Annotated in this window: 21 protein-coding genes; 13 read left to right on the top strand and 8 right to left on the bottom strand. The window is 67.5% G+C overall.

The window, feature by feature from the left end:
* Complete coding sequence (locus BLW27_RS04095) at positions 1-675, bottom strand: invasion associated locus B family protein (protein ID WP_089879596.1); 675 nt, start codon at positions 673-675, stop codon at positions 1-3.
* Between the two features lie 623 nt (positions 676-1298).
* Here BLW27_RS04095 and BLW27_RS04100 point away from each other — a divergent pair.
* From BLW27_RS04100 to BLW27_RS04115, 4 genes are all read left to right on the top strand, one after another.
* Entirely contained in the window at positions 1299-1817 is a 519-nt protein-coding gene (locus tag BLW27_RS04100) for an SRPBCC family protein (RefSeq protein WP_089879599.1), read from the top strand.
* Between the two features lie 79 nt (positions 1818-1896).
* Positions 1897-2382, top strand: coding sequence for a (2Fe-2S)-binding protein (locus tag BLW27_RS04105; RefSeq protein WP_089879603.1), 486 nt, complete (start codon positions 1897-1899; stop codon positions 2380-2382).
* 82 nt (positions 2383-2464) lie between these two features.
* Positions 2465-4828, top strand: coding sequence for a xanthine dehydrogenase family protein molybdopterin-binding subunit (locus BLW27_RS04110; RefSeq protein ID WP_089879607.1), 2364 nt, complete (start codon positions 2465-2467; stop codon positions 4826-4828).
* A 98-nt stretch (positions 4829-4926) separates the two neighbouring features.
* A complete protein-coding gene (locus tag BLW27_RS04115; RefSeq protein ID WP_089879610.1) occupies positions 4927-5718 on the top strand; it encodes an FAD binding domain-containing protein in 792 nt (263 codons plus the stop codon).
* A gap of 159 nt (positions 5719-5877) precedes the next feature.
* On the opposite strand, the gene BLW27_RS04120 is transcribed toward BLW27_RS04115, so the two are convergent.
* Positions 5878-6717, bottom strand: a complete 840-nt coding sequence (locus BLW27_RS04120) for a hypothetical protein (protein WP_089879614.1) — start codon at positions 6715-6717, stop codon at positions 5878-5880.
* Between the two features lie 737 nt (positions 6718-7454).
* Here BLW27_RS04120 and BLW27_RS21635 point away from each other — a divergent pair.
* Positions 7455-10664 (top strand): Ig-like domain-containing protein, encoded by a 3210-nt coding sequence (locus tag BLW27_RS21635; protein ID WP_089879618.1) that lies wholly within the window; start codon positions 7455-7457, stop codon positions 10662-10664.
* 120 nt (positions 10665-10784) lie between these two features.
* Here the strand turns inward: BLW27_RS21635 and BLW27_RS04130 are convergent, their stop codons facing one another.
* The 4 genes from BLW27_RS04130 to BLW27_RS04145 form a co-directional block, all read right to left on the bottom strand.
* Complete coding sequence (locus tag BLW27_RS04130; RefSeq protein WP_089879620.1) at positions 10785-11390, bottom strand: nucleotidyltransferase family protein; 606 nt, start codon at positions 11388-11390, stop codon at positions 10785-10787.
* A gap of 89 nt (positions 11391-11479) precedes the next feature.
* Positions 11480-12781 (bottom strand): outer membrane protein transport protein, encoded by a 1302-nt coding sequence (locus tag BLW27_RS04135; RefSeq protein WP_089879623.1) that lies wholly within the window; start codon positions 12779-12781, stop codon positions 11480-11482.
* 132 nt (positions 12782-12913) lie between these two features.
* The gene (locus tag BLW27_RS04140; protein WP_089879627.1) at positions 12914-13795 is read right to left on the bottom strand and encodes a DMT family transporter; all 882 of its coding nucleotides are present in this window, start codon (positions 13793-13795) and stop codon (positions 12914-12916) included.
* A gap of 37 nt (positions 13796-13832) precedes the next feature.
* Positions 13833-14147, bottom strand: coding sequence for a DUF1476 domain-containing protein (locus tag BLW27_RS04145; protein WP_089879632.1), 315 nt, complete (start codon positions 14145-14147; stop codon positions 13833-13835).
* Positions 14148-14322: 175 nt separating this feature from the next.
* Between BLW27_RS04145 and purC the strand changes: the two genes are divergently transcribed.
* From purC to BLW27_RS04175, 6 genes are all read left to right on the top strand, one after another.
* Positions 14323-15084: a phosphoribosylaminoimidazolesuccinocarboxamide synthase gene (gene purC, locus BLW27_RS04150; protein WP_089879637.1), complete on the top strand. Its 762-nt coding sequence runs from the start codon at positions 14323-14325 to the stop codon at positions 15082-15084.
* A 75-nt stretch (positions 15085-15159) separates the two neighbouring features.
* The gene (gene purS, locus BLW27_RS04155) at positions 15160-15390 is read left to right on the top strand and encodes a phosphoribosylformylglycinamidine synthase subunit PurS (RefSeq protein ID WP_089879640.1); all 231 of its coding nucleotides are present in this window, start codon (positions 15160-15162) and stop codon (positions 15388-15390) included.
* 55 nt (positions 15391-15445) lie between these two features.
* Positions 15446-16111: a phosphoribosylformylglycinamidine synthase subunit PurQ gene (purQ, locus tag BLW27_RS04160; RefSeq protein ID WP_089879643.1), complete on the top strand. Its 666-nt coding sequence runs from the start codon at positions 15446-15448 to the stop codon at positions 16109-16111.
* Positions 16112-16148: 37 nt separating this feature from the next.
* Positions 16149-17912, top strand: coding sequence for a sensor histidine kinase (locus BLW27_RS04165; RefSeq protein WP_089879799.1), 1764 nt, complete (start codon positions 16149-16151; stop codon positions 17910-17912).
* 16 nt (positions 17913-17928) lie between these two features.
* Positions 17929-19251 carry a sigma-54-dependent transcriptional regulator gene (locus BLW27_RS04170; protein WP_089879801.1) on the top strand — a complete coding sequence of 441 codons (1323 nt, stop codon included), beginning with the start codon at positions 17929-17931 and terminating at the stop codon, positions 19249-19251.
* A gap of 110 nt (positions 19252-19361) precedes the next feature.
* A complete protein-coding gene (locus tag BLW27_RS04175) occupies positions 19362-20318 on the top strand; it encodes a DUF808 domain-containing protein (RefSeq protein ID WP_089879646.1) in 957 nt (318 codons plus the stop codon).
* 13 nt (positions 20319-20331) lie between these two features.
* Here BLW27_RS04175 and BLW27_RS04180 read toward each other — a convergent pair whose 3' ends face one another.
* Together BLW27_RS04180 and tkt are read right to left on the bottom strand one after the other, a co-directional pair.
* Positions 20332-21522, bottom strand: coding sequence for a PQQ-dependent sugar dehydrogenase (locus BLW27_RS04180; RefSeq protein ID WP_089879649.1), 1191 nt, complete (start codon positions 21520-21522; stop codon positions 20332-20334).
* A gap of 192 nt (positions 21523-21714) precedes the next feature.
* On the bottom strand, positions 21715-23763 hold the full coding sequence (tkt, locus tag BLW27_RS04185; protein ID WP_089879650.1) for a transketolase: 2049 nt from the start codon (positions 23761-23763) through the stop codon (positions 21715-21717).
* Positions 23764-24001: 238 nt separating this feature from the next.
* Here tkt and BLW27_RS04190 point away from each other — a divergent pair, with 238 nt between their 5' ends.
* Positions 24002-24559, top strand: a complete 558-nt coding sequence (locus BLW27_RS04190; protein ID WP_143042202.1) for a hypothetical protein — start codon at positions 24002-24004, stop codon at positions 24557-24559.
* A complete protein-coding gene (locus BLW27_RS04195) occupies positions 24559-24966 on the top strand; it encodes a cell division protein ZapA (RefSeq protein WP_089879657.1) in 408 nt (135 codons plus the stop codon). Before BLW27_RS04190 ends, BLW27_RS04195 begins: the two co-directional genes overlap by 1 nt.
* Positions 24967-24993 lie beyond the last annotated feature (27 nt).

Raw genomic sequence — 24993 nt, forward strand, 5'->3', positions numbered from 1 at the left:
TTACCGTTGCAGCGAGGACGCGGCGTCGTAGGCGGCGGTGAAACCGGCAAGCGACATTTCGACCACGACTTCCTGGTCGGGCGCCAGCGCCGGGACGATCCGCACGCGTGCCACCGCGCCGGCGCGGAAGCGGTCGATATCCGCCTGCGTAAAGCCGACGCGGGCGTAACAGCCGATCGGGTTGCAGAACGAGTAATCGTAGCGACGCGCCTCTCCGCCATCGACCGCGATCGTCAGCTTCTCCGTCAGCAGCGTCTCGAGCGGGACCACGAAGGTACCGCCGGCCACGGCCTGGCCGCCATTCTCGAGCTTGAAGATGCTGGCCTCGGCCACGCTCGCGCCGGCTTGATCCTCGAGCAGCTGGTACATCTGGCAGATTTCCTCGCCGTCCTGCACCTTGATGCATTGCAGCGACCAGTCGTCGAAGGTGGCCTTGATGTAGCTTTGGGGCTGAGACGAGGCGTTCTCCTCGCCGAGATCGAGCGCGCCGCCCACGATGGGGCGCTCAGCCGCGGGCGTCTGCGTCCCGGGTGCCTCGGTTGCGGGTGCCTGGCCTGTGGGCGTCTCGGATGCGGGCGCTTGCGGCTGCTGGTCCGGCGACTCGGTCTCTTGCGCGAGTGCCGGCACGCCGGCGAGCGCCGCCATAAGCGACATCGTGATGAGCGGATGTTTCATTAACTCCCCCTGCGTTTTTCAGTTGTCCACAGGCGCCTACCACGGGGGCGGCGCGCTGTCAGGCCGATTTTCCCGATAGCCGGCGGCGCGCCGCCCACGCCGTTGTGCCGGAGACGGATCGCTAGAGCCTTAACGCTTCAACGCGAAAAGGGGCCGATGGCCCCTTTCCTGTTTCTCCCTGTCGGACCGGCCGACTTTGTAATTGGGGGAACGCTACGAAAGTCGTAGGCGTCGGTCAACAGGGTTTGTGTAAGGGTGCAGCGCAAGCATTGGACCGCAAAGAACAATGCGGAGGTAGGAGCGCGCGGATGGCGCGTTTCCCGGCCGGTAAAAAGGCCGCGCCATGGGGCGCGGCCAGTCTGACAGGGAGGAAGTTGTTCAAGACAGGAGAGGACATGACGTCTTGAACACCATCAGGTTGGCACAAGGAGGTTAACAAAGGGTGTTCACCGCGCGATCGAAACGGTCCGGGCCAATTGTTTCGGCAGGCGCACCCTCGATCGCGGACTTGACGGCGCGAATACGCGGTATCACGGTTCAATGGCGCGGCCGACGCAGCGTTACCCGCATCGCCGGTCCGCCGCGTCGCACCGGCGCCAAGGCCGACAGGAAGGACGACGACGATGCAGATGAGCGATACCCGCAGGATCGAGGCCCCCCAGGACGTGGTCTGGGCGGCCATCCTTGATCCGGAGGTGCTCAGGCAATGCGTGCCCGGCTGCACCGAGATGACCGGCAGCGCCGAGGACGGCTACCAGGCGACCGTCGTCCAGAAGGTCGGCCCGGTGAAGGCAACCTTCAAGGGCATCGTGAAGGCGCTGGACATGGACGCGCCCAACGCCGTGACCCTCTCGGGCGAAGGCAAGGGCGGGGCGGCGGGTTTCGCCAAGGGCGACGCCAAGGTGACGCTGGCGCCCGACGGCGACGGCACGATGCTCACCTACGACGTCGAGGCCAAGGTGGGCGGCAAGCTGGCGCAGCTCGGCAGCCGGATCATCGACGGCTTCGCCAAGAAGATGGCCGACCAGTTCTTCCAGAACCTCCAGGACGCGGTGGAAGGTCCCGCCGATCCCGACGTGGCCCCCGAAGCCGAAAGCCAGGAGGGCAGGAAGAAGGGCTGGTTCAAGCGGATGGTGTCCTGACCCGGCGCACCGCACGAAATCAAACCTGCCGCGGACGGGGTCCGGCGGCGCGACAGTTGAGACGTCCCGGAGGAGAGACATGACAGACGTGACGATGACGGTGAACGGCAAGACCGTCAAAAAACCGGTCAAGGGCAACACCCTGATGACCGAGTTCCTGCGCGAGACGCTGCGCCTGACCGGCACGCACGTGGGCTGCGACACGTCGCAATGCGGTGCCTGCGTGATCCACGTCAACGGCGAGGCGGTGAAGGCCTGCACGATGTTCGCGCTCGAGGCCGAGGGCGCCGAGGTCACGACAATCGAGGCGATGGCCAACGCGGATGGGTCGCTGGGCACGATCCAACAGGCGTTCCAGGATCACCACGGGCTGCAATGCGGGTTCTGCACGCCGGGCATGGTGATGTCGGCGGCGGCGCTGCTCAAGGACAACCCCAAGCCGTCCGAGGCCGAGGTGCGCGACTACCTCGAGGGCAACATCTGCCGCTGCACCGGCTACCACAACATCGTGAAGGCGATCATGGCGGCCTCGGGACAGGACGTGAGCCGGATCGCGGCCGAGTAGCCGCGTTCGGGAAGGCGCCGTCGGGGAGGCGGACACGGGTTTCGGGCAGGGCGCAGTCCCGCCCACAGGGAGGAGACAGACAATGCCGAAGGATCACGGGATCGGCGCGAGTCACAAGCGGCGCGAGGACGTTCGCTTTCTGACCGGGACCGGCCAATACACCGACGACATCAACGTGGCCGGTCAGGCCTACGTGCATTTCCTGCGCTCGGACGTGGCGCACGGAAAGATCAACGGGATCGACACCACCGAGGCGGAAAAGATGCCCGGCGTGGTGCGCATCTTCACCGGCAAGGATTTCGAGGGCGTGGGCGGTATTCCCTGCGGCTGGCAGATCACCGACAGGCAAGGCCAGCCGATGAAGGAGCCCGCGCACCCGGTGCTGGCGCAGGGCAAGGTGCGGCACGTTGGCGACCCGATCGCCGCGATCGTCGCCGATACGCTCGAGGAGGCGCGCGACGCCGCCGAGGCCATCGTGCTGGATATCGAGGAGTTGCCTGCGGCGGTGAACATGAAGGCCGCGCTGCAGCCCGGCGCGCCAAAGGTGCACGACGATCTTGACGACAACCTGTGCTACGACTGGGGCTTCGTCGAAGAGAACAAGGCCGCCGTGGACGAGGCGTTCTCGAAGGCCGCGCACGTCACCACGCTTGAACTGGTGAACAACCGCCTCGTCGCCAACCCGATGGAGCCGCGCGTGGCGGTAGGCGACTACAACCGCGCGAACCAGGAATCGACGCTCTATACCACGTCGCAAAACCCGCACGTGATCCGGCTGCTGATGGGCGCCTTCGTCCTCGGCATCCCGGAACACAAGCTGCGGGTGGTGGCGCCGGACGTGGGCGGCGGCTTCGGCACCAAGATCTTCCACTACGCCGAGGAAGCCTTCTGCACCTTCGCCGCGAAGGCCATCAACCGCCCGGTCAAGTGGACGTCCTCGCGCTCCGAGGCATTCATGTCCGACGCCCACGGCCGCGATCACGTGACGAAGATCGAGCTGGCTCTGGACGCCGACAACAACTTCACAGCGCTGCGGACCGAGACCTACGCCAACATGGGCGCGTACCTGTCGACCTTCGCGCCTTCGGTGCCGACATGGCTGCACGGCACGCTGATGGCCGGCAATTACAAGACGCCGCTGATCTACGTGAACGTGAAGGCGGTGTTCACCAACACCGTGCCCGTCGATGCCTATCGCGGCGCCGGCCGCCCCGAGGCGACCTTCCAGCTCGAACGTGTGATCGACAAGGCAGCGCGCGAACTGGGCGTGGACCCGATCGCCCTGCGCCGGCAGAACTTCGTTACCGAGTTCCCGTACCAGACGCCGGTCGCGGTGGTCTACGACACGGGCGACTACGTGGCCACGATGAACAAGCTCGAAGAGATCGCCGACCTTGCCGGGTTCGCCGCCCGCCGAAAGGATTCCGAGGCCAACGGCAAGCTGCGCGGCCTGGGCGTCAACTGCTACATCGAGGCCTGCGGCATCGCGCCGTCGAACCTGGTGGGCCAGCTTGGGGCGCGCGCGGGGCTTTACGAATCCGCCACGGTGCGCGTGAACGCCACCGGCTCGATCAGCGTGATGACCGGCAGCCACAGCCATGGGCAGGGGCACGAAACCTCGTTCCCGCAGGTGGTGGCCGAGATGCTGGGCATCGACGAGTCGATGATCGACATCGTGCACGGCGACACCGCGCGAACCCCGATGGGGATGGGCACCTACGGGTCGCGTAGCTTGGCGGTGGGCGGCTCGGCCATCGTGCGCGCGACCGAGAAGATCATCAACAAGGCCAAGATGATCGCGTCGCACCTGCTCGAGGCCTCCGAGGCGGATATCAAGCTGAAGGACGGCGCCTTCACTGTCGCGGGCACCGACAAGTCGGTCGCCTGGGGCGACGTGACGCTGGCCGCCTACGTGCCGCACAACTACCCGCTGGAAGAGATGGAGCCGGGGCTGGAGGAGACAGCCTTCTACGACCCGTCGAACTTCACCTACCCCTCGGGCGCCTATGCCTGCGAGGTCGAGGTCGACCCCGAGACCGGCAAGGTGACCATCGAACGGTTCAGCGCGGCCGACGACTTCGGCAACGTGGTAAACCCGATGATCGTCACGGGCCAAGTCCACGGCGGCATCGCGCAGGGGATCGGCCAGGCGTTGCTCGAGAACTGCGCCTACGACGAGAACGGCCAGTTGCTCAGCGCGTCCTACATGGATTACGCCATGCCGCGCGCCGACGACCTGCCGTTCTACGCGGTGGATCACTCGTGCCAGACGCCCTGCACCCACAACCCGCTGGGCGTGAAGGGTTGCGGCGAGGCCGGGGCGATCGGCTCCCCGCCGGCGGTGATCAACGCAGTGGTGGATGCATTGCAGTCGGGCGGTCACAAGGTCGACCACATAGACATGCCGGCGACGCCGGGGCGGGTCTGGCAGGCGATGCACGGCTGATCTTGGTGGCGGCGCCGGGGGCTACGCTCCCGGCCCGCGAGATATTTTCGGATCAGGCAAGCCGCGCGCGGCGCCGGTCCAACGGACGGAGAGCAACGATGTATTCATTCGATATGGCGCGACCCAGATCGGTCGCAGAGGCGGTCGAGGCGCTGGGGCAGGACGAGGCTCAGCCGCTCGGCGGCGGCCAGACGCTGATCCCGACGCTCAAGCAGAGGCTGGCCATGCCCAGCGTCCTGGTCAGCCTGTCGGCGATCGACGAGATCAAGGGCGTGTGCCTGACCGACGACGGCAAGCTGTCCATCGGCGGCGGCACCACGCATGGCGTGGTGGCGCGCGAGGCGGCGCAGCATTACCCGGGCCTGGCAGCACTCGCCGCGAAGATCGGCGACCCGGCGGTGCGCAACCGCGGCACGATCGGCGGAAGCCTGGCGAACAACGATCCATCGGCCTGCTATCCGGCGGCGGCGCTGGCGTCGGGGGCGACGATTGTGACGGACAAGCGCGAGATCGCGGCCGACGACTATTTCCAGGGCATGTTCGCCACGGCGCTGGACGAGGCCGAGATCATCACCGAGGTCCGCTTCCCGATCCCGGAGAAGTCCGCCTATTTGAAATTCGAACAGCCAGCGTCGCGCTTCGCGCTCGTGGCGGCGTTCGTGGCCAAGTACGCGGATGGCGTCCGCGTGGCGATCACCGGTGCGTCCGAGGGCGGCGTGTTCCGCTGGGCCGAGGCCGAGAAGGCGCTGTCGGACGATTTTTCCGAAGGGGCGGTGTCAGACCTGTCGCTGCCCGCCGACGGCATGATCGCCGACCTGCACGGATCGGCAGCCTATCGGGCGCATCTCGTGGGCGTCATGACCCGGCGCGCGGTGGCCGCGGCCTGCTGATCCGCCAGATGGCGCGGCTCTCCCGCCGGTGCCGCGCCCCTACCGGCACCGGCGGGCTCGGGGTCGCGGAAACTCCGGTTCTCTGGACGCCGTGAGCGCCAGCAACTACCCGGCATCTTGCGGAACGGTCTGGGGCACAAAGCGCGAGATGATGCGCCTTCAGTCGGTGCCGTCCGGTCGGACGGCGCTGTTTCGGCACGCGCGGGTTGCCTCGTCGATCGCCGCGTGCAGCCGTTCGCCGATCGGCGAGGCTGCATCACCGGCATCGTGCGAACGCGGATCGATAGGCTTGGGCGCGCCCTGGACGGCGAGGCCGATGGTCTCGACTGCGCGCTCGACCACGTCGGCGAGATTGGCGAACCCGGCGGCCATGCGTGCATCGACAAGGCGCGAGACACGGAATGACAAAGCGGCGTAGGCGTCGTCGGCCAAGCCATTCTCAAGGGCGGCGAAGCGGGCGGTCATCTGTGCCTGCGCGGCACGCTGGCGGTCGGCCAGTTCCTCGATCGCCATCAGGATCGTCGCGTCGCCCGCGTGGGATTGCTGGCCTTCCGCCGGACGCTCGGCCAGCGCTGCGATCATCGCGTGCAGTGCGTCGAGCTGCCTTTGTTGTTCCTCCGCCGACTGCGCGAGCAGAGACGTCTTCGCCTCGTCCGTGGTGGCCAGCGATGACAGGGTGTCCAGCAACGCGTCATGGCGGCTGCCCATGTCTTGGGCAAGCGCATCGATCGCGGCATCGTCAACGGTCAGCGAGGCGAGCGAATCCTGCATCGCGTCCAGACGTGTGTCGAGCGCCGTTGTCGCCCGACGATGATCTGCCAGCAGGCCGATCTGTTCTTGCAGGGCGTGCAGCCGGGCTTCGATCTGCGCCAGGCGATCGTCTTCGTGACCATCGGTATCGGTGTCGAACAGCCGCGAAACGGTGAATTCGAGCTGGTCCAGCCGGTCTAGCAGCAGGTCCAGCCGATGCTCGACCGGCGTGCCCTCGGCCTCGGGCATCAAGGCCGGTGATCTGCCGCCTTTCGCCCTGAAGCTGGCGAAGACCGGCGGCTTTGCGACGGCGAGGGTGTGCGACATCCAAGGTTTCCCGGGTTTGAGACGTGACCGAGCCTGCCGGATATTCCTTAATGAACCGTTTCGTCCCGTGGCCGATTCGCGCTTGGCCGTCTTCCATGTGGATAGTCGACGTATCTCGACAGGATTGTTCGCGCGCCGCGAGAGAATGATCGTTTTCCCGGCGCCGCACTCTGTGGCGCGCGGCGCCAATGCTCAGCCGGGAATTCTTTAGAATGCATTCACGCCTAGGGCGAAATCATTCTCAAATCGTTCCGAAATACCAGTGGAAAATCTAGCATTGATCATGAAGCGTGGAGAATTGACCACCACTGCCACGATTTCGCCATTCGGTCGTGCGAACAGGAAAGCGACCGTTTCGGCTCTGCCGACCAGGCGTTTCCGGGATTTGCTAATAATTTGTTTTTCTTCAAGCCGACTTTCGACAATATTCCGTTACTGCTGGCCACGGGGGCGGCCGCATCGCTGAATGTGCATTGCGCGTGCTGTGTCGACCGCCACAGGGCGAGAAAACGCCCTCGTCCCGAATGTCCACGCCGTAGGCAGGGCGGGATGTCGGGGCCGTTCCGCCACTTCGCGCATTGGAACAAAAGCCGGGGCGGATTGGCCGCCACGGACAAGTGTCACGATCGACCGCGTTTTGAAAACGAAAGGCTTGAGATATGCCTGATCTTTTCCTGAGCTGGGGCGCGGTTGCGTCCTACAACCAGAACCTTCCCGACGGCACCGTCACGTCGGTCGACACCGGGGGCGTGGCGGTTACGGTCGGCTTCGACGCGGACGACGAATACGCGCAGGCCTTTACCTTCGAAACGCCGGGCTACACCGCTCCGGGGGAGCCGTTCGACCCGGACTCGTATCTCAAGCTGCGCGACTCCTTCAATGACGACGGCCAGCCCGACACCTCGACCACGACGCTGAGCTTCGCATCGACCGACGCGCATTTTTCCGACGAGGTGCAGAACGTGTCGTTCCGGGTCAACGACATCGACGGCCGCGCGACCTGCGGCGACCTCCACACCGGCGGCAGCGGGTGGCAGGACATCGTGTCCATCCGGGCCTTCGACGCGAACGGCGATCCCGTTTCCGTGACGCTCACCCCCGGCAGCGCGATGAGCACCTCGGGCGACACGGCCACCGGCAACTCTGTCACCGACTTCACCTCGCAGGAGGGGTCGCTGCTGGTCAACATCGCGGGTCCGGTCTCGAGGATCGAGATCGACTACGACAACGGCGACTCGTCCCAGCAGGCCATCCTGGTCTCGGACGTGCATTTCACCACGCTTCCCGCACCCGACGCGCTGACGGCGGTCGACGACACCGCCGAGACGGATGAGGACGTGGCGGTCGTCATCGACGTGCTGGGCAACGACGTCGATTCCAACGGGCAGCTTCTGACGGTGACATCGGCCACTTCGACCAACGGCACGGTGATCATCAACGCCGACAACACGCTGACCTTCACGCCCGACGCCGATTACAACGGCCCGGCGACGATCACCTACACGGTCACCGATCCCGACGGGAACACCGACACAGCCGACGTGGCGATTACGGTCAACCCGCTGAACGATCCGCCCGTCGCGATCGACGATCCGGTCACGACCGAGGAAGACACCACCATCACCATCGACCCGCTGGGCAACGACTCCGATCCCGACGGCGACCCGCTGACGGTGACCGGGGTGACCGATCCCGCGAACGGCACGGTCACGCTGAACCCGGACGGGACGGTCGACTACACGCCCGACAGCGGGTTCACCGGAACCGACACGTTCGACTACACGATCCAGGATCCCGACGGCGCGACCAGCACGGCCACCGTGACCGTGGCCGTGACCGAGGGGCCGAACGCGCCGCCCGTGGCCGCCGACGACGTGGCCACCACGAACGAGAACGCGGCCGTCGTCATCGACGTGCTCGCCAACGACTCCGATCCCGACGGCGATCCGGTGACTGTGACCGGCCTTGGCTTGCTTGCGCCGGCGAACGGCTCGGCCACGATCAACGCCGACGGCACCATCACCTACACGCCGAACGCCGGATTCTTCGGCTCGGATTCCTTCGAATACGTGATCGAGGATCCCGACGGCGCAAGCTCGGTCGCGGTCGTAACCGTCACGGTCGCGGAGAACGGAACGCCCCGGATCGACACCGATGTCTTCCCGGTCGCCCCGGGCGATCAGCCGCGCGACCCGCTGAACGGCCTGGACGAGGATCCCGACCCCGATGACGACCGAGAACTGCTGACCGGCGACGCATCGGACGACGTGTTCGATGGCGGTGACGACGCCGACACTATCATCGGCGACGCCGGCAGCGACACGATCGAAGGCGGCATCGACGACGACGTGATCGACGGCGGCGGCGGCGACGACCTGATCACCGACATCCAAGGGGCGGACACCGTCTCGGGCGGACAGGGCAACGACACGATCATCGTCGGCACCGACACGTTCAGCGACTACACGGGCGACGATCCGGCCTTCGGACCGGGCACGCTGCTGAACGACCTCGGCTTCACCTCCGACCCCAACACCGATGACGGCCGCGATTTCGTCGAGGGCAACCTCGGCAACGACTCGATCATGACCGGCGACGATGCCGACACGATCGACGGCGGCGGCGGCAACGACACGATCGACGCCGGAATCGACGACGACAGCGTCACCGGCAACCAGGGCGACGACGTCATCTTCGGCGGCCACGGTTCGGACACGCTGGATGGCGGCCAGGACGACGACTACATCGACGGCTCGAACCTGCCGGCGCTGGAACTGACCGACGACGTCGATCCGGTGCCGGAGAACGACCGCGACCTGATCATGGGCGCGCTCGGCAACGACACGCTGATCGGCGGGGACGACGACGACACGCTGATCGGTGGCTCGGGCAATGACAGCCTGGACGGCGGCATCGACGAGGACAGCCTGTTGGGCGGCGAGGGCGACGATACGTTGATCGGCGGGCAGGGCGGCGACACGCTGAACGGCGGGGCCGGCATGGACCAGATCGACGGCGGCGCGGATCGCGACGTGATCGTGGTCGACAGCCAGTCCGACGTCTACGTCGACCCCCTGACGTTCGAGACCGTCGACGGTGGCTCGGAGGGCGACGATTTCGACCGTCTCGACCTGAATGCGATCGGCGAGCGTGACGTCGACTGGCGTCTGGTGAACACCACGACGGACAGCGACGGCAACGGGCTCGACGGTACGGTCGAATTCCTCGACGGCGACGGCAACGCGACCGGGCGGTTCGACTTCGTCAACATCGAGGAAGTGGTGCCCTGCTTCACCCCCGGCACACTGATCGCGACCCCGCAGGGCGAGCGTCCGGTCGAGGATCTGAAGCCCGGTGATCGGGTGATCACCCGCGACAATGGCATCCAGCAGATCGCCTGGGTCGGCCGCAAGGACCTGACCGGGCGCGATCTCGCCCGCGCGCCGCACATGAACCCGGTGCTGATCCGGCAGGGTGCGCTGGGCAAGGGCCTGCCCGAGCAGGACATGCTGGTGTCGCCCAACCATCGCGTGCTGGTCGCCAGCGACCGCGCAGCACTCTACTTCGAAGAGCGCGAGGTGCTGGTCGCCGCCAAGCACCTGACCGGGATTGGGGGCATAGACACCGTCGAGGCGGCGGCCGTGTCCTACATCCACGTCATGTTCGAGCGGCACGAGGTCATCCTGTCGAACGGCGCTTGGACCGAAAGCTTCCAGCCGGGCGATTATTCCCTGCGCGGCATCGACGAGGCGCAGCGCGAAGAGATCCTGGCCCTGTTCCCGGAACTGGCGCACGCCACGGGCTTGGAAAGCTACGGCGCAGCCCGCCGCTCGCTGAAGCGGCACGAGGCGCTGTTGCTGACCGAGTGATCGCCCGGACCAGCGGCGCCAGCCGCTGTGCCGGCGGGACGGACAACGAAAAGCGGGGGCGGCCTTCGGGCCGCCCCGTTCGCGTCCGGGGGCTGCCCAGCGCCGTGCGCCTCGTCCCGTTCAGGAACCGGGATTGGCGGCGCGCCAGGAAGACCAGGCCGCGGGCGTGTCCAGGTCGGTCAGCGCCCGGGGGCCCGCCAGCGGCACCCGGACAAGACGATGGCGGTTTGCCTGCACCACCGCCCGCCCGCCCGCGTCACCGGCGACCTGCGCCAGCGCGGCGAAGCAATCCGCCGGAAAGATCACCGGATGACCGGGCGTGCCGTCGTCGCCCGTCGCTTGTACCAGGACCCTTGCATCCTCGGCCTCGAAATGGTCGAGCAAGGCGGCAATATCGCGCGCCGCGATATCGGGCATGTCGGCGGGCAGGATCACCAGTCCGCGCACCCCCGGCGGCACGCACGCCACGCCGCGCCGGATCGAGGCGGCCATGCCGGTGGCGGCATCCGGCACCGGCACCAGCCGCGCCGACAGACCCTCCACGGCGGCGGCGCGCGGATGGTCCAGCGCGGGTAGGGTGACCAGAACCGCCGCGCCCGTCTCCAGAGCCCGCAATGCCTGGCGCCGCAGCAGGGGAATGCCATCCACCAGCTCGAGCAGTTTGTCGCGGGGCGCCATGCGGTGGCTTGCGCCGGCGGCGGGAATCAGGATGGCGTGCGGGTTCATGGCGTCAGCATGCCTTTCCGGTTGCACCCGGCGCAAACGCAAATGCCCGGACCTTTCGGCCCGGGCATCAAGACCGGAGACCCGGCAGATCAGAAGGTGAGGGCCGCCTGCAGGCCGATGCCGACCGCGTGGTTGTCCTCGAACGAGGCAACGGCCCGGTCCGCCACGCCCGCATCGGCGTCGCCCAGCCACGTGTAGTTGACACCGCCCGACAGCGACAGCGCGCCGCTGTTGTAGCGCGCGCCCAGCGACACGCCGAACAGGCCGTCGGTCGGCCCAAGCGGAGAGACGGTGTCGCGATCGTTGGTCGGCTCGTAGCTGATCGAGGCCGAGCCTGCGAGTTGCTCGTTGAACTGGCGGCCGATGCCCAGCGTGTAGCGGTGGCTGTCGTCGAGGTCGACGAGGTCCGAACCAAGCCGTTCGGGGACCAGGTCCACCGCCGAGAATTCAGTCCAGCGATAGCCCAGCGTCACCAGCGTGCCCGGCGCGACGCCGGTCTGCGCCTCGAGGTTGAAGCTTTGCGGCGTGACGTATTCAACTTCGCCGTCGGTAACCGTCCCCGCGACCGTTTCGGTGGTGTCGGCCGTGTGCTCCGTCTCGAAGCGATAGGTGCCGGCGATGCGCATGGCGATCGACGGAATCTCGTAGGCGGCGCCCAGCAGGTAGGTCGGGCGGTTCGTCTTCTCCATCTCGAAGTTGTAGCCGTCGCCGGCGACGAAGTCGCCGCGCGCGGTACCGAAATTGGGCAGCAGGATGTTGTTGAATACGTCCGAGTTAACGGCGGTGTATGTGCTGTTGATCTCGGTGACGGCAGTACCGTCTCCGTTAAGTGCCCGCCCAAGCAAGGCAGGGTCCAGATCCGGAAAGGCACTCGGGGTGAGGGCGTTGAACCCGCGCGCTACCCCGGCCGTAGTGATCGCGTTGGCATAGGCATTGCCGTTCAGCGCAACCTCGGCGTCGACGCTCTGCACCCCGAGCCCGGCGAAGACGCTGAAGCGTTCGTTCAGGGCGTAGCGGCCCACGAAAGTCAGAGCCTGGCTGTTGAGGTCGGCCATCGTGCCGCCCAGGTTCGACGTGGTCGGGTCGTCGTCGTAGGACACGTCGGCGCCGTAGGGCTTGTCGAGGATGATGGCGTAGTTGAAGCCGCCCTTCAGCGCGTTGGTATAGGTGATCCCCGGCTGGATGTAGGCTTCGCCCACATCGTAGTCGCCGCCGCCCGAGCCGATATCCTCGCCGGTGATCGACGGGATCACGTAGCCGAAGTTCAACTTGGCAGTGCCCGCCTCGTCGAAGATCGCCGAGACGCTTTGTCCCGACCGGTCGAGCCCGCCGGCCTGCGCGCCGGTTGCGGCCAAGGCCGCGATCGCGGCTCCTGTCAGTGTCTTCTTCATGGTGTCCTCATCCCTCGTGCACGCAAAGGCGCCAGCGCACGTTCCTGTTCACAAGGAATGATTAGCCAATAATTTTCCGTCAATTTTTACGCCACGTCAGTTTTTCCCGCCGCCCAGCCGGCGTGGAAACCGTCACGTTTTTGACACGGGCCGGGCCGAGCGGCGGCTTTCGACGACGATGTTGGCGTAGTTCGCGCCGAAGATCACGATCGCGCCCAGACCCACGAACGGGTCCAGCACCTCGCCGTAGACGGCCATGCCGACGATGGCGATGACCGGCAGGCGCGCGAAGTCGAGCGGCATGACCACCGTCGCAGGCGCGAAGCGCAGCGCCGTGGTCAGGCAGAAATGCGCCACCAGCCCGGCACAGGCGATCAGCCCGACCCAGGGCCAGCTGCTGGCGGCGGGCAGCGCGATGTCGCCGTCGATGCCGGCGCAGACCAGCCCGAACACCGCCTGCATGACCGTCAGCCAGAACAGGATCGCGGTGATCGTCTCGGTCCGGGTCAGGCGGCGGGTGAACACGGCCGAACCGGCAAAGCCGATGGCAGCCAGCGCGGCGGCGATCTGCCCCGCCTGAATCGTGTCGATCGACGGGCGGGTGACGATCAGGATGCCGATGAACCCCGCTGCGGCCGCCAGCACCCGGTTCGCGGTCAGCCGCTCGCCGAGGATCACCACCGACAGCAGCATCACCCATAGCGGCGAGGTGAATTCCAGCGCGAAGACCTGCGCCAGCGGAATGACCGTGATCGCGTAGAACCACAGGTTCTGCCCGGTGAAGTGGAACACGTTGCGCAGCGTGTGCAGGCCCAGCTTGCGCCCGCTGACCTCGCGCAGCGTGCCGGCCGCTCGCGCCACCACGATCACCAGCGCGATCCCGATGAACGACCGGTACATCATGATCTCGAACGTATCGAGATCGAGGCTGACCGCGCGGCCGGCCACGGCCATGGTCGTGAAGGACAGGATCGCGCCCAGCATCCAGGCGGCGGCGCGCAGGGTCTCGTTCATCGGGGGCCTTGGGCTTGGGCTGCGGCGCGCGGTGGCGTCAGGATTCCTCGACCAGCTGTGCCTTGGCCTTGACCAGCATCTCCTCGCGCTTGGCGCGGATCTCGGCCTCGGTCGCCTTGTCGCCCAGATCGGCGACAAGCTTGCGGATCACGTCGTCGTGGCCGGCTTCCTCGAAGTCGGCGCGGATGACCTCCTTGGCGTAGGCGTCGGCGTCGTTGCCGGACTTGCCCAGTTTCTCGGCGGCCCAGAGGCCCAGCAGACGGTTGCAGCGGGCCTCGGCGCGGAACTTCATTTCCTCGTCATGGGCGAACTTGTTCTCGAAGGCGCTTTCGCGGTCGTCGAAGGTGCTCATCTGTCTGGCTCCGGTCGTGTGGTCTGATCCGGCCCCGGGTATGACGCGCCGCCGCGCGCTGCGCAAGAAAAAGCGCGTGGCGCGCCGCTTGCGGGAAAGGGGGCCATACAGTATGTCACGATCTACCGCGTGTCCCCTCCGGGCAACGCGGCTCTCTTTCATGGAAAGGCCCTTCATGGCACGCCGCAAGAAGATTTACGAAGGCAAGGCGAAGATCCTCTACGAAGGACCCGAGCCCGGAACCATCGTGCAGTACTTCAAGGACGACGCCACCGCCTTCAACGCCGAAAAGCGCCAGGTGATCGAAGGCAAGGGCGTGCTCAACAACCGCCTGTCGGAATTCTTCATGACCGGCCTGAACGCCATCGGCGTGCCCACGCACTTCATCAAGCGGCTCAACATGCGCGAACAGCTCGTCCGCGCGGTCGAGATCATCCCGCTCGAGATCGTCGTGCGCAACGTCGCCGCCGGCTCGCTGGCCAAGCGCTTGGGCATGGAGGAAGGCGCCGACCTGCCGCGGCCGATCGTCGAATACTACTACAAGGACGACAAGCTGGGCGACCCGCTGGTCACCGAGGAACACATCGCCGCCTTCGGCTGGGCCAGCCAGGCGGACATGGACGACATGGTCGCGCTCGCGCTGCGGGTGAACGATTACCTGTCGGGCCTGATGTACGGCGTCGGCATCAAGCTGGTGGACTTCAAGATCGAGGTCGGCCGCGTCTACGACGGCGATTTCCAGCGCCTCATCGTCGCCGACGAGATCAGCCCCGACAGCTGCCGCCTGTGGGACATGGAGACCGGCAAGAAGCTGGACAAGGACGTGTTCCGCCGTGACCTGGGCAACCTGGCGGATGCCTATACCGAAGTGGCGCAGCGCCTGGGCGTGATGCCCAAGCAGGCCACGCAGATGGGCAAGCCGCGCCTGATCAACTGAACGTTCCGGCCCGGCCGCGCCGGGCCGGAAGGCCGCAACACACCTCGCGACACGATTGACGAAGGAGCCGCACGCATGAAGGCAAGGGTCGAGATCATGCTCAAGACCGGGGTTCTGGACCCGCAGGGTGAGGCGGTGCGCCACGCCCTTGGCGCGCTGGGGTTCGACGGCGTCGGCGGCGTGCGGCAGGGCAAGGTGATCGAACTCGAACTGCCCGACGGCACGACCGAGGCGACCGTGGCCGACATGTGCGAGAAGCTGCTCGCCAATACGGTGATCGAAAGCTACCGGATCGAGATGGCGTGACCGGCCGCGGTCCCGCATCGATCCGGCTCACGTCCCCGCACCAAGGATTCCCGCCATGAAAGCCGCCATCCTCGTCTTCCCCGGCTCCAACTGCGATCGCGACCTTGCCACGGCCTTCCGCGCCGCCGGCTGCGACGTGACGATGGTCTGGCACAAGGACACCGCGCTTCCCGCGGGCACCGACATCGTCGGCGTGCCGGGCGGCTTTTCCTTCGGCGACTACCTGCGCTGCGGCGCGATCGCGGCCAACGCGCCGGTGATCGGCGCGCTGCGCGACCATGCGGCGCGTGGCGGCTACGTGCTGGGCATCTGCAACGGCTTTCAGGTGCTGACCGAAACCGGCCTGCTCCCCGGCGCCCTGCTGCGCAACGCGCGGCTGAAATACATCTGCCGCACCGTCGGCCTGCGGGTCGAGGGCGAAAGCCTCTTCACCCACGCCTACGGCACGGGAACCGAGATCGCGCTGCCCATCGCGCATCATGACGGCAACTACTACGCCGACGCCGACACGCTCGACCGGCTCGAGGGCGAGGGCCGCGTCGCCTTCCGCTATACCGAGACGCCCAACGGCTCGCAGCGCGACATCGCGGGCATCCTGTCGGAAAACCGCCGCGTGCTGGGGATGATGCCGCATCCCGAACGCGCCTGCGATCCGGCGCAGGGCAACACCGACGGTGCGCGCCTTTTCGCCCATCTGGCCGGTGCGCTGACGGCGGCTTGACTTGAGGCTGCGCGCCGCCGCGCGTATCCTGCCCGCCATGTCTGACACGACCGAGCCAAAAGGGCGCTTTCGACGCTCGAACCCGCTGTCCTGGCGGGTACGCGTCGCGCTGGCGGTTTTGCTGGGCGTGGCGATTACGACGATCTGGGTCACCAACCTTCTGCTGACCGACCGCTTCACCGAAACCACCCGCAACCGCGCCGAGCTTCGACTGGCACTCTATTCCGGCAACCTGGTGTCCGAGCTGCGCCGGAACGCAATCGTGCCGCAACTTCTGGCGCGCGACCCGTCGCTGATCGGGGCGCTGAACTCGGACGAGTATTCGCAAAGCTCGCAGCGGCTCATCTCCTACGTCGACGAGATCGGCGCCGCCTCGCTGATGCTGCTGGACGACGAGGGGCGCACCGTCGCCGCCACCGACCGCAACCGCCTGGGCGAACGCCACGCCGAGGCCGCCTATTTCACCGATGCCGTGCAATCGCCCTCGACGGTCTTCACCGCGATCCCGCGCGAAGCCGGCGGCTTCCAGTTCACCTATTCGCGCCGCGTGGAAAGCCAGGCCTCGACCGTCGGCGTGATCGTGGTCGAGGTCGACCTCGCCAAGTTCGAGCGTGCCTGGGCCGGCATTTCCGACGCGGTGATGGTCACCGACAGCGACGACGTCATCATCCTGGCGACCGAACCGCGCTGGCGCGGGTTGCGCCCCGAAGAGGCGCTGGAGCGCCAGCCGCCGACGGGCGCCATCGAACGCGCGATCCAGGCCACCGCGGACTGGACCGCGCAGGACGCCGACGCCTACCTGCGCGGCGAGGCGGTGATGCGCATCAACGGCCGTATCCCGTTCCGCGGCTGGACGCTGACCACCTTCACCACCTATGCCAGCGTGCGCGAGCGCGTGAACGCGGTGCTGGCGCTGGAAATCATGGTCTTCGCCCTGCTGGCCGCGCTGGCCTTCTACGCCCTGTCGCGCCGCACCGCGCTGCGCATGGCGCTGTTCCAGCGCGAATCCGACGAGTTGCGCAAGCTGAACGCCCGCCTCTCGCGCGAGATCGCCGAGCGCGAGCGCGTGCAGAAGAACCTGGCCGTGGTGGAGCAAAGCCTTGCGCAAAGCTCCAAGCTCGCCGCCCTGGGCGAGATGTCGGCCGCCGTCAGCCACGAGCTGAACCAGCCGCTGGCGGCGATGAAGACCTATCTTGCCGGCGCGCGGCTGCTGCTGAACCGCAACCGCCCCGACGAGGCGCTGTCGGCCTTCCATCGCATCGACGACCTGATCGAGCGCATGGGCGCCATCACCCGCCAGCTCAAGTCCTACGCCCGCAAGGGCCAGCAGGACCTGACGCCGGTGGACATGGCCGACGCGCTCGCCGCCTCGCTGTCGATGATGGAGCCGCAGCTGAAGGCGCGGCGCGTCAAGATCACCAAGATCCTGCCCGACGAGCCCGTGCGCGTGCTCGGCGACCGGATGCGGATCGAGCAGGTTCTGGTCAACCTGTTGCGCAACGCGCTCGACGCCACCAAGTCGGTATCGGAGCCCCAGATCGAGATCCTGCTGGCCGCCGGCGAGACGGCGACCCTGTCGGTGCGCGACAACGGCCACGGGATCGAGGAGATGGAGGCGCTGTTCGAGCCCTTCTACACCACGAAGGCGCCCGGCGACGGGGTGGGGCTCGGCCTCGCGATCTCGTCGGGGATCGTGAACGAGCTTGGCGGGCGGCTGACGGCCCGCAACGGAGAGAACGGCGGGGCGGTGTTCGAGATGCAGCTGCCCGTGCTGACCCAGCAATCGCAAGCGGCGGAGTAGGCTGATGGCCAATGCCATGAAGATCGCAATCGTTGACGACGAAAAGGACATGCGCCAGTCGATCAGCCAGTGGCTGGCGCTGTCGGGCTACGACACCGAAAGCTATGCCAGCGCCGAAGAGGCGCTCGGCGCGCTGGGCCCCGACTATCCCGGCATCGTGATTTCCGACATCAAGATGCCCGGCATGGACGGGATCCAGTTCCTGAAAAAGCTGATGGGCAACGACTCGACGCTGCCCGTCATCATGATCACCGGCCACGGCGACGTCCCGATGGCGGTCGAGGCGATGCGCGTCGGCGCGTTCGACTTCCTCGAGAAGCCGTTCAATCCCGACCGCATGTCCGAGCTGGCCAAGAAGGCCACGAACGCCCGCCGCCTGACGCTGGACACCCGCGCGCTGCGGCGCGAGCTGGGCGAGGGCGGGCAGATCATGCAGAAGCTGATCGGCAACAGCCCCGTCATGCAGCGCCTGCGCGAGGATATCCTCGACCTCGGCCAGGCCGACGGCCACGTCCTGATCGAGGGCGAGACCGGGACCGGCAAGACGCTGGTGGCGCACGCCCTGCACGCGGTGGGCTCGCGGGCGGGCAAGAAGTTCGTCCTGCTGTCCTGCGGCGCGCTGGACGAGGCGGCGCTGATGCGGCGACTCTTCGGCCCCGCCCAGCCCGACGAGACCTGGCTTCCGGCGGTCGAGGAGGCCCGCGGCGGCACGCTGGTGCTTGAAGACATCGAGGCGCTGTCGGACGCGGCGCAGGCGCGCCTGCTGTCGGCGATCAACGACCAGGGCACCCCGCCCGAGACGCGCATCGTCGCCATCTGCAACCTTCAGGACGAGGGGCGCACCTGTGAAAGCGCGCTGCGCGCCGACCTGTTCTACCGCCTTGCCGCGCTCAACATCACCGTGCCGCCGCTGCGCGCGCGCGGAGAGGACATCCTGACGCTTTTCACTCGTCTGTCGGAACAGTTCGCCGACGAATACGGCTGCGATGCGCCCAAGGTCTCGGCGCAGGAGGCCGCGCAGCTGCTGCAGGCGCCTTGGCCGGGCAACGTGCGCCAGCTGATCAACCTCGCGGAACGCGCGGTGCTGCAATCGCGGCGCGGGCAGGGGACCATCGCCTCGCTGCTGATGAGCGATCACGACACGATGCAGCCCGTGATGACGACCGAGGGCAAGCCGCTCAAGGAATACGTCGAGGCGTTCGAGCGGATGCTGATCGACAACACGATGCGCCGGCACAAGGGCTCGGTCGCGGCGGTGATGGACGAGCTTTGCCTGCCGCGCCGGACGCTGAACGAAAAGATGGCCAAGTACGGGCTGCAGCGCGCGGATTACCTGTAGAACCCGGACCGGGCGCCCGGGCGCCCGGCGCCGCCTTTCCCGCTTCCGGGCTTGCGCCGGGGCCGCGCGCGTGGTCGCCTGCGCGTCACGCAACATCGGGGAATCGCGGCATGAGCGGACTTCTGGCGCTTCTGGACGACGTGGCCGGCATCGCCAAGATCGCCGCCGCCTCGGTCGACGACATCACGGCCCACGCCGCCAAGGCCGGCTCGAAGGCCGCTGGCGTGGTGATCGACGACGCCGCCGTGACGCCTAAATACGTGACCGGGTTCGAACCCGCCCGCGAACTCCCCATCATCTGGCGCATCGCGCGCGGCTCGCTGGTCAACAAGCTGGTGATACTGCTGCCCATTGCGCTGCTGCTGTCGGCCTTCGCGCCCTGGGCGCTGCCGCCGCTGCTGATCCTGGGCGGGGCCTATCTGTGCTACGAAGGCGCGGAGAAGGCGGTTCATGCGCTGGGGGTCGGAAAGGATCACGGCGGGCCCGATGGCAGCCACGCAGTCAAGGACCCCGGCAAGCTGGAAGAGCAGAAGGTCAAGGGCGCGATAAAGACCGACTTCATCCTCTCGGCTGAGATCATGACCATCTCGCTCGCGACGATCGAAAGCGACAGCATCCTGCTGCAGGCGGTGATCCTGGCGGTGGTGGGGGTGGCGATCACGGCGATCGTCTACGGCGCCGTGGCGGTCATCGTGAAGATGGACGACGTGGGGCTATGGCTGGGCAAGAATGCCAGCACCGGGGCAGGGCGCTCGCTGGGGCGCGGCATCGTCAAGGTGATGCCCTACTTCCTGAAGCTTCTGGCTTTCGTGGGCACGGTTGCGATGCTGTGGGTCGGCGGATCGATCATCCTGCACTCGGTCGGGCAGATGGGCTGGCACGGACCCGAGGACTGGGTTCACGACATCGCCTACGGCGCGTCCGAGATCGGCGCCGTGCGCTGGACGCTCACCGCCGCCATCGACGGCGTGTTCGGTCTTGCGCTGGGGCTGCTTCTGGTGCCCCTCGGGGCGAAGGTGATCGCGCCCGCCTGGGGCGCGATCTTCAAGTCGAGCAAGGCGGCCTAGGCGGCCGTTTTCATCAACTGCCGGAGGCCGACAGGCGCACCAGCGCCCCGTCGTCGAGATCCGTCAGCACCAGAAGCGACCCGTCGTCTGCCACGTCCACGTCACGCACGCGTCCCAAGTCGCGGGCCAGGCTTTCCTCGGCCTGCACGGTGCCGTCTTCGAGCTCCAGCCGGACGAGGCCGTGACGCACCAGCGCTGCGATGAAGACATCGCCCTGCCAGTCCGGGAACATCTCGCCGTCATAGACGATCATGTCACCCGGCGCGATGACCGGATCCCAGAAGTAGTCGGGCTGCTCCATGCCCTCCATGCTGGCCTGGCCGCTGCCGATTTCGCCGCCGCCGTACTGCTCGCCGTAGGAGACGACCGGCCAGCCGTAGTTCTTGCCGGCCTCGGTCAGGTTCAACTCGTCACCACCCTGCGGGCCGTGCTCGATCGTCCACAGCTGGCCGTCGTTGTACAGCGCGCCCTGCACGTTGCGGTGGCCGTAGGACCAGATCGTATCGATCGCGCCCTCCTGGCCGACGAACGGGTTGTCCTGCGGCGTCTCTCCGTCCAGCGTCACGCGCACGACCTTGCCGAATGTGGTATCCAGCTCCTGCGCCAGGTCGCGGTTCTCCATCGTGAAGCGTTCGCCCGTTGTGACGAAGGCATGGCCTTCGCCGTCGAACACGATGCGCGAGCCGTAGTGCATCGGGTCGGTCACCGCCGGCTCTTGCACGAAGATGTCGGTCACGTTCGACAGCGCGGTCATGTCCTCGTTCAGCACGCCGTACGCCGCCGCGGTGACCGAGCCGCCCTCGACGGGCTTGGAATAGGTGAAGTAGACGCGGCGGCTGTCGGCGAAGTTCGGCCCCAGCTTCACGTCCAGCAAGCCGCCCTGTTCCTCAGCGAAGATCTCGGGCAGGCCTTCGATCGGATCGGAGACGGTGCCGTCGGAGGCGATGTGGCGCAGCCGGCCGGGGCGCTCGGTCACCAGGTAGCCTTGGTCGCCGGGAAGCACGGCCAGACCCCAGGGGTGAACCAGGCCGCCGGCGATCTTGGTCTGTGTCAGGTCGAAGCCCGACGGCTCGAGCGGCGCGCGGAACTGCGCGTCGAAGGCGGGCTCGAAGCTGGTGTTGCGCTCGCCGCGCTCGAATTCCTGTGCGGCCACGGGCGCCGCCAGAAGGGCGCTTGCGGTGATCATCAATGTCTTGCGGATCATGGATCGGTCTCCTTTGTTCGCTTGGACTGGGGAACGGATGTGCCGGGGCCTCGTTCCGGACGTTCAACGAAGCGTGACACGCGTGCGCTACAGATAGATCGGCGGCGACCCGCGCCAACGAAAGAGGGCGCGGCCATAAGCAACCGCGCCCTCGTCTCGTGTCAGGTACTGCGGGCCGCCGTGCGGCCGTGGTCAGGTGCGCGGATCGGGCGCCCAGCGACCCTCGAGCAGGTCGCGCACCTTCTGCGCCACCGCCTCGGGCGTGATGCCGAAATGCTCGAACAGCCGCTCGGCCGGCGCCGAGGCGCCGAAGCCGTGCATGCCGACGAAGCCCGACTTCTCGCGCTTGCCGCGCTCGCCGAACAGCCAGCGGTCCCAGCCCATGCGCACCGCGGCCTCGACCGCGACGCGCACCGGTCCGCCCGGCAGCACGCGGCGGCGGTACTTCTCGTCCTGCTCCTCGAACAGCTCCCAGGACGGCATCGACACGACCCGCGTGCCGATCGCCTCGGCCTGCAGGATGTCGCGCGCGGCCATCGCGACCGACACCTCGGAGCCGGTTGCCATCAGGATCGCCTGCCGCTTACCCTCGGCATCGGCGAGGACATAGGCGCCCTTCTCGGTCAGGTTCGCGGTCTTGTGCTCGGTCCGCACGGTGGGCAGGCCTTGCCGGGTCAGCGACAGCACCGACGGGCGGCTGGTCTGGCGCAGCGCGATCTCCCACGCCTCGGCGGTCTCGACCGTGTCGGCGGGGCGGAAGACCAGCGTGTTGGGCGTGGCGCGCGAAATCGCCAGGTGCTCGACCGGCTGGTGCGTCGGACCGTCCTCGCCCAGGCCGATGCTGTCATGGGTCATGACGAACACGGTGGGGATGCGCGACAGCGCCGCCAGCCGCATCGACGGGCGCGCGTAGTCGGTGAAGGCCATGAACGTGCCGCCATAGGGGCGCACGCCGCCATGCAGCGCCATGCCGTTCATCGCCGCGGCCATGCCGTGCTCGCGGATGCCGTAGAAGATGTGCCGGCCCTTGCGGTTGTCCGTGTCGAACGTGCCCAGATCCTTGGTCAGCGTGTTGTTGCTGCCCGTCAGGTCGGCCGAGCCGCCGATGGTTTCCGGCATGATCGGGTTGATCGCCGACAACACGATCTCGGACGACTTGCGCGTCGCGTGCTTGGGCGCCTCTTCCGAGGCTTGCTTCTTCAGCGCCTTGATCGTCGCCGACAGCTTCTTCGGGGCCTCGCCCCCCATCGTGCGCGCGAATTCTGCCTGACGCGCGCCGCTGGCCTCGGCCAGCCGGCCTTCCCATGCCTCACGCTCGGCAGCACCACGGCTGCCCACGTCGCGCCACCACGACAGGATGTCGGAGGGGATCTCGAACGGTGCCGCCTCCCAGCCCCAGGCCGCCTTCGCGGCCTTGTTCTGGTCGCCGTCGGTCAGCGCGCCGTGGCCCTTCGCGGTGTCCTGCGCCGCGTGACCCAGTGCGATATGCGTCTTGCACGCGATCATCGACGGGCGGGCGGTTTCGGCCTTGGCCGCCGCGATGGCCTTGTCGATCGCCTCGGGGTCGTGACCGTCGATGGCCTGCACGTGCCAGCCCGCCGCCTCGAAGCGCTTGAGCTGATCGGTCTTGTCCGCGATCGAGACCTTGCCGTCGATGGTGATGCCGTTGTCGTCCCAGAACACCACCAGCCGGCCCAGCCCCTGCCGCCCGGCCAGACCGATCGCTTCGTGGCTGACGCCCTCCATCAGGCAGCCGTCGCCGGCGATCACGTACGTGTGGTGATCCACCAGCTTGTTGCCGAACCGCGCGCGCAGCGCCTCTTCAGCGATGGCGAAGCCCACCGAGTTGGCGATGCCCTGGCCCAGCGGGCCGGTCGTCACCTCGATGGCGCGGGCCATGAAGTTTTCCGGGTGGCCGGCGGTGCGCGCGTGCAGCTGGCGGAACTTCTTCACCTCGTCCAGCGTGATCTCGTCGTCGCCGCACAGCGCCAGCAGGCCATACAGCAGCATCGAGCCGTGCCCCGCCGACAGGATGAACCGGTCGCGGTCGGCCCAGTCGGGCGCCTTGGCGTCGAACTTCATGTGGCGCGAGAACAGCACCGTCGCCACGTCCGCCATGCCGATCGGCATGCCGGAATGCCCGGAATTGGCGTTGGCCACGGCATCGAGCGCAAGCGCGCGCAGCGCGGTGGCGCGCATCCAGTGATCGGGGTGGGCTTGGCGGAGCTGGTCGATATCCACGGGGCGCGGTCCTTTGCAGACAGGGTTTGCGGCTCAATAGCAGCACCGGCCCCAAGTGCAAGCGCGGCGGGCCGCGCATGCACTTGCACCACGTCAATCTCGTCGGCTAAGGCCTTGTCGGCACTGGCGGCGCAAATCCCGGCCCGTCGGCTGAAAACCGCGATGAACTTGACCCCGAACCCGCCTGTGTGATTCTGTGCGCATGTCCACAAGCCGGGGCGCTTCGACGAGGACCATGATGAGCCGAATGGAAGATTTGCAGGGGCGTCTGGGCAATGCGCTGGAACGCATCGCCGGCGCGGCCGACGCCTGGGACCCCGGCGCGCTGCACGCCGCGCAGGCCGCGCTGGACGAGGCGCGTGCCGCCATCCCCGAAACGCCCGAGCCCGTGCAGGCCGATCCCGCCGAACTGGCCGAGCTGCGCACCGCGCTCGAGCAGGCGCGCGCGACGAACGCGCAACTAGAGGAACGCGTGGCCGAACTGCGCGACAAGGCGGCGCAGGCCGGGCCCGGCGACGCCACGCTGCGCGAACAGCTTGCCGCCCAGCGAGAGGGGATGGCCCAGATCGACGCCGAGCTACAGCGCATGCGGCGCACGAACGACATGCTCTCGCGCACCTCCGAGGCGCTGCGCGAGGCCAACGCCAAGGGTCTTGGCGACCCGGAGGCGATCAACCAGGCGATGGCGGCCGAACTCGACGCGCTGCGCGCCGCCCGCGCCGCCGACGCGGCCGAGACGCGGGCCGTCATGGCGACGCTGGCGCCGCTCCTGGACAGCGCCGGAGGGCAGGGCTGATGGCACAGACCGAGATCGAGATCACCATCGGCGGCCGCAGCTTCGAGGTCGCCTGCCAGGAAGGCGAGGAGCAGTATCTCCACGCCGCCGCGCGCATGCTCGACAACGAGGCCAGCGTGCTGATCGACCAGATCGGCCGCATCCCCGAAAGCCGCATGCTGCTGATGGCGGGCCTGATGCTGGCCGACCGCACCGTCGGCCTCGAGGAACGCCTGCGCGAGGCCGAGGACCGCATCGAGACGTTGAGCACAGAATTGACCGAGCTGCGCGACGCCCCGCCGCCCGAGCCCGAGCGCGTCGAGGTCCCGGTGATCCCGGACTCCGTGACCGAGGCTTTCGCCGAACTCACCGCCCGGGCCGAGGCGCTGGCCGACGCGCTCGAGGAAAAGGCCCGCGCGTCCTCCTGAACGCGGGCCGCGCGGACGCCGCGGAAC

It is taken from the genome of Citreimonas salinaria (assembly GCF_900107235.1).
GTDB classification, from domain to species: domain Bacteria; phylum Pseudomonadota; class Alphaproteobacteria; order Rhodobacterales; family Rhodobacteraceae; genus Citreimonas; species Citreimonas salinaria.

Coding starts and splice junctions, on each gene's coding strand:
- BLW27_RS04095 (WP_089879596.1), bottom strand. CDS start 675: ATGAAACATCCGCTCATCACGATGTCGCTTATGGCGGCGCTCGCCGGC.
- BLW27_RS04100 (WP_089879599.1), top strand. CDS start 1,299: ATGCAGATGAGCGATACCCGCAGGATCGAGGCCCCCCAGGACGTGGTC.
- BLW27_RS04105 (WP_089879603.1), top strand. CDS start 1,897: ATGACAGACGTGACGATGACGGTGAACGGCAAGACCGTCAAAAAACCG.
- BLW27_RS04110 (WP_089879607.1), top strand. CDS start 2,465: ATGCCGAAGGATCACGGGATCGGCGCGAGTCACAAGCGGCGCGAGGAC.
- BLW27_RS04115 (WP_089879610.1), top strand. CDS start 4,927: ATGTATTCATTCGATATGGCGCGACCCAGATCGGTCGCAGAGGCGGTC.
- BLW27_RS04120 (WP_089879614.1), bottom strand. CDS start 6,717: ATGCCCGAGGCCGAGGGCACGCCGGTCGAGCATCGGCTGGACCTGCTG.
- BLW27_RS21635 (WP_089879618.1), top strand. CDS start 7,455: ATGCCTGATCTTTTCCTGAGCTGGGGCGCGGTTGCGTCCTACAACCAG.
- BLW27_RS04130 (WP_089879620.1), bottom strand. CDS start 11,390: ATGAACCCGCACGCCATCCTGATTCCCGCCGCCGGCGCAAGCCACCGC.
- BLW27_RS04135 (WP_089879623.1), bottom strand. CDS start 12,781: ATGAAGAAGACACTGACAGGAGCCGCGATCGCGGCCTTGGCCGCAACC.
- BLW27_RS04140 (WP_089879627.1), bottom strand. CDS start 13,795: ATGAACGAGACCCTGCGCGCCGCCGCCTGGATGCTGGGCGCGATCCTG.
- BLW27_RS04145 (WP_089879632.1), bottom strand. CDS start 14,147: ATGAGCACCTTCGACGACCGCGAAAGCGCCTTCGAGAACAAGTTCGCC.
- purC (WP_089879637.1), top strand. CDS start 14,323: ATGGCACGCCGCAAGAAGATTTACGAAGGCAAGGCGAAGATCCTCTAC.
- purS (WP_089879640.1), top strand. CDS start 15,160: ATGAAGGCAAGGGTCGAGATCATGCTCAAGACCGGGGTTCTGGACCCG.
- purQ (WP_089879643.1), top strand. CDS start 15,446: ATGAAAGCCGCCATCCTCGTCTTCCCCGGCTCCAACTGCGATCGCGAC.
- BLW27_RS04165 (WP_089879799.1), top strand. CDS start 16,149: ATGTCTGACACGACCGAGCCAAAAGGGCGCTTTCGACGCTCGAACCCG.
- BLW27_RS04170 (WP_089879801.1), top strand. CDS start 17,929: ATGAAGATCGCAATCGTTGACGACGAAAAGGACATGCGCCAGTCGATC.
- BLW27_RS04175 (WP_089879646.1), top strand. CDS start 19,362: ATGAGCGGACTTCTGGCGCTTCTGGACGACGTGGCCGGCATCGCCAAG.
- BLW27_RS04180 (WP_089879649.1), bottom strand. CDS start 21,522: ATGATCCGCAAGACATTGATGATCACCGCAAGCGCCCTTCTGGCGGCG.
- BLW27_RS04190 (WP_143042202.1), top strand. CDS start 24,002: ATGAGCCGAATGGAAGATTTGCAGGGGCGTCTGGGCAATGCGCTGGAA.
- BLW27_RS04195 (WP_089879657.1), top strand. CDS start 24,559: ATGGCACAGACCGAGATCGAGATCACCATCGGCGGCCGCAGCTTCGAG.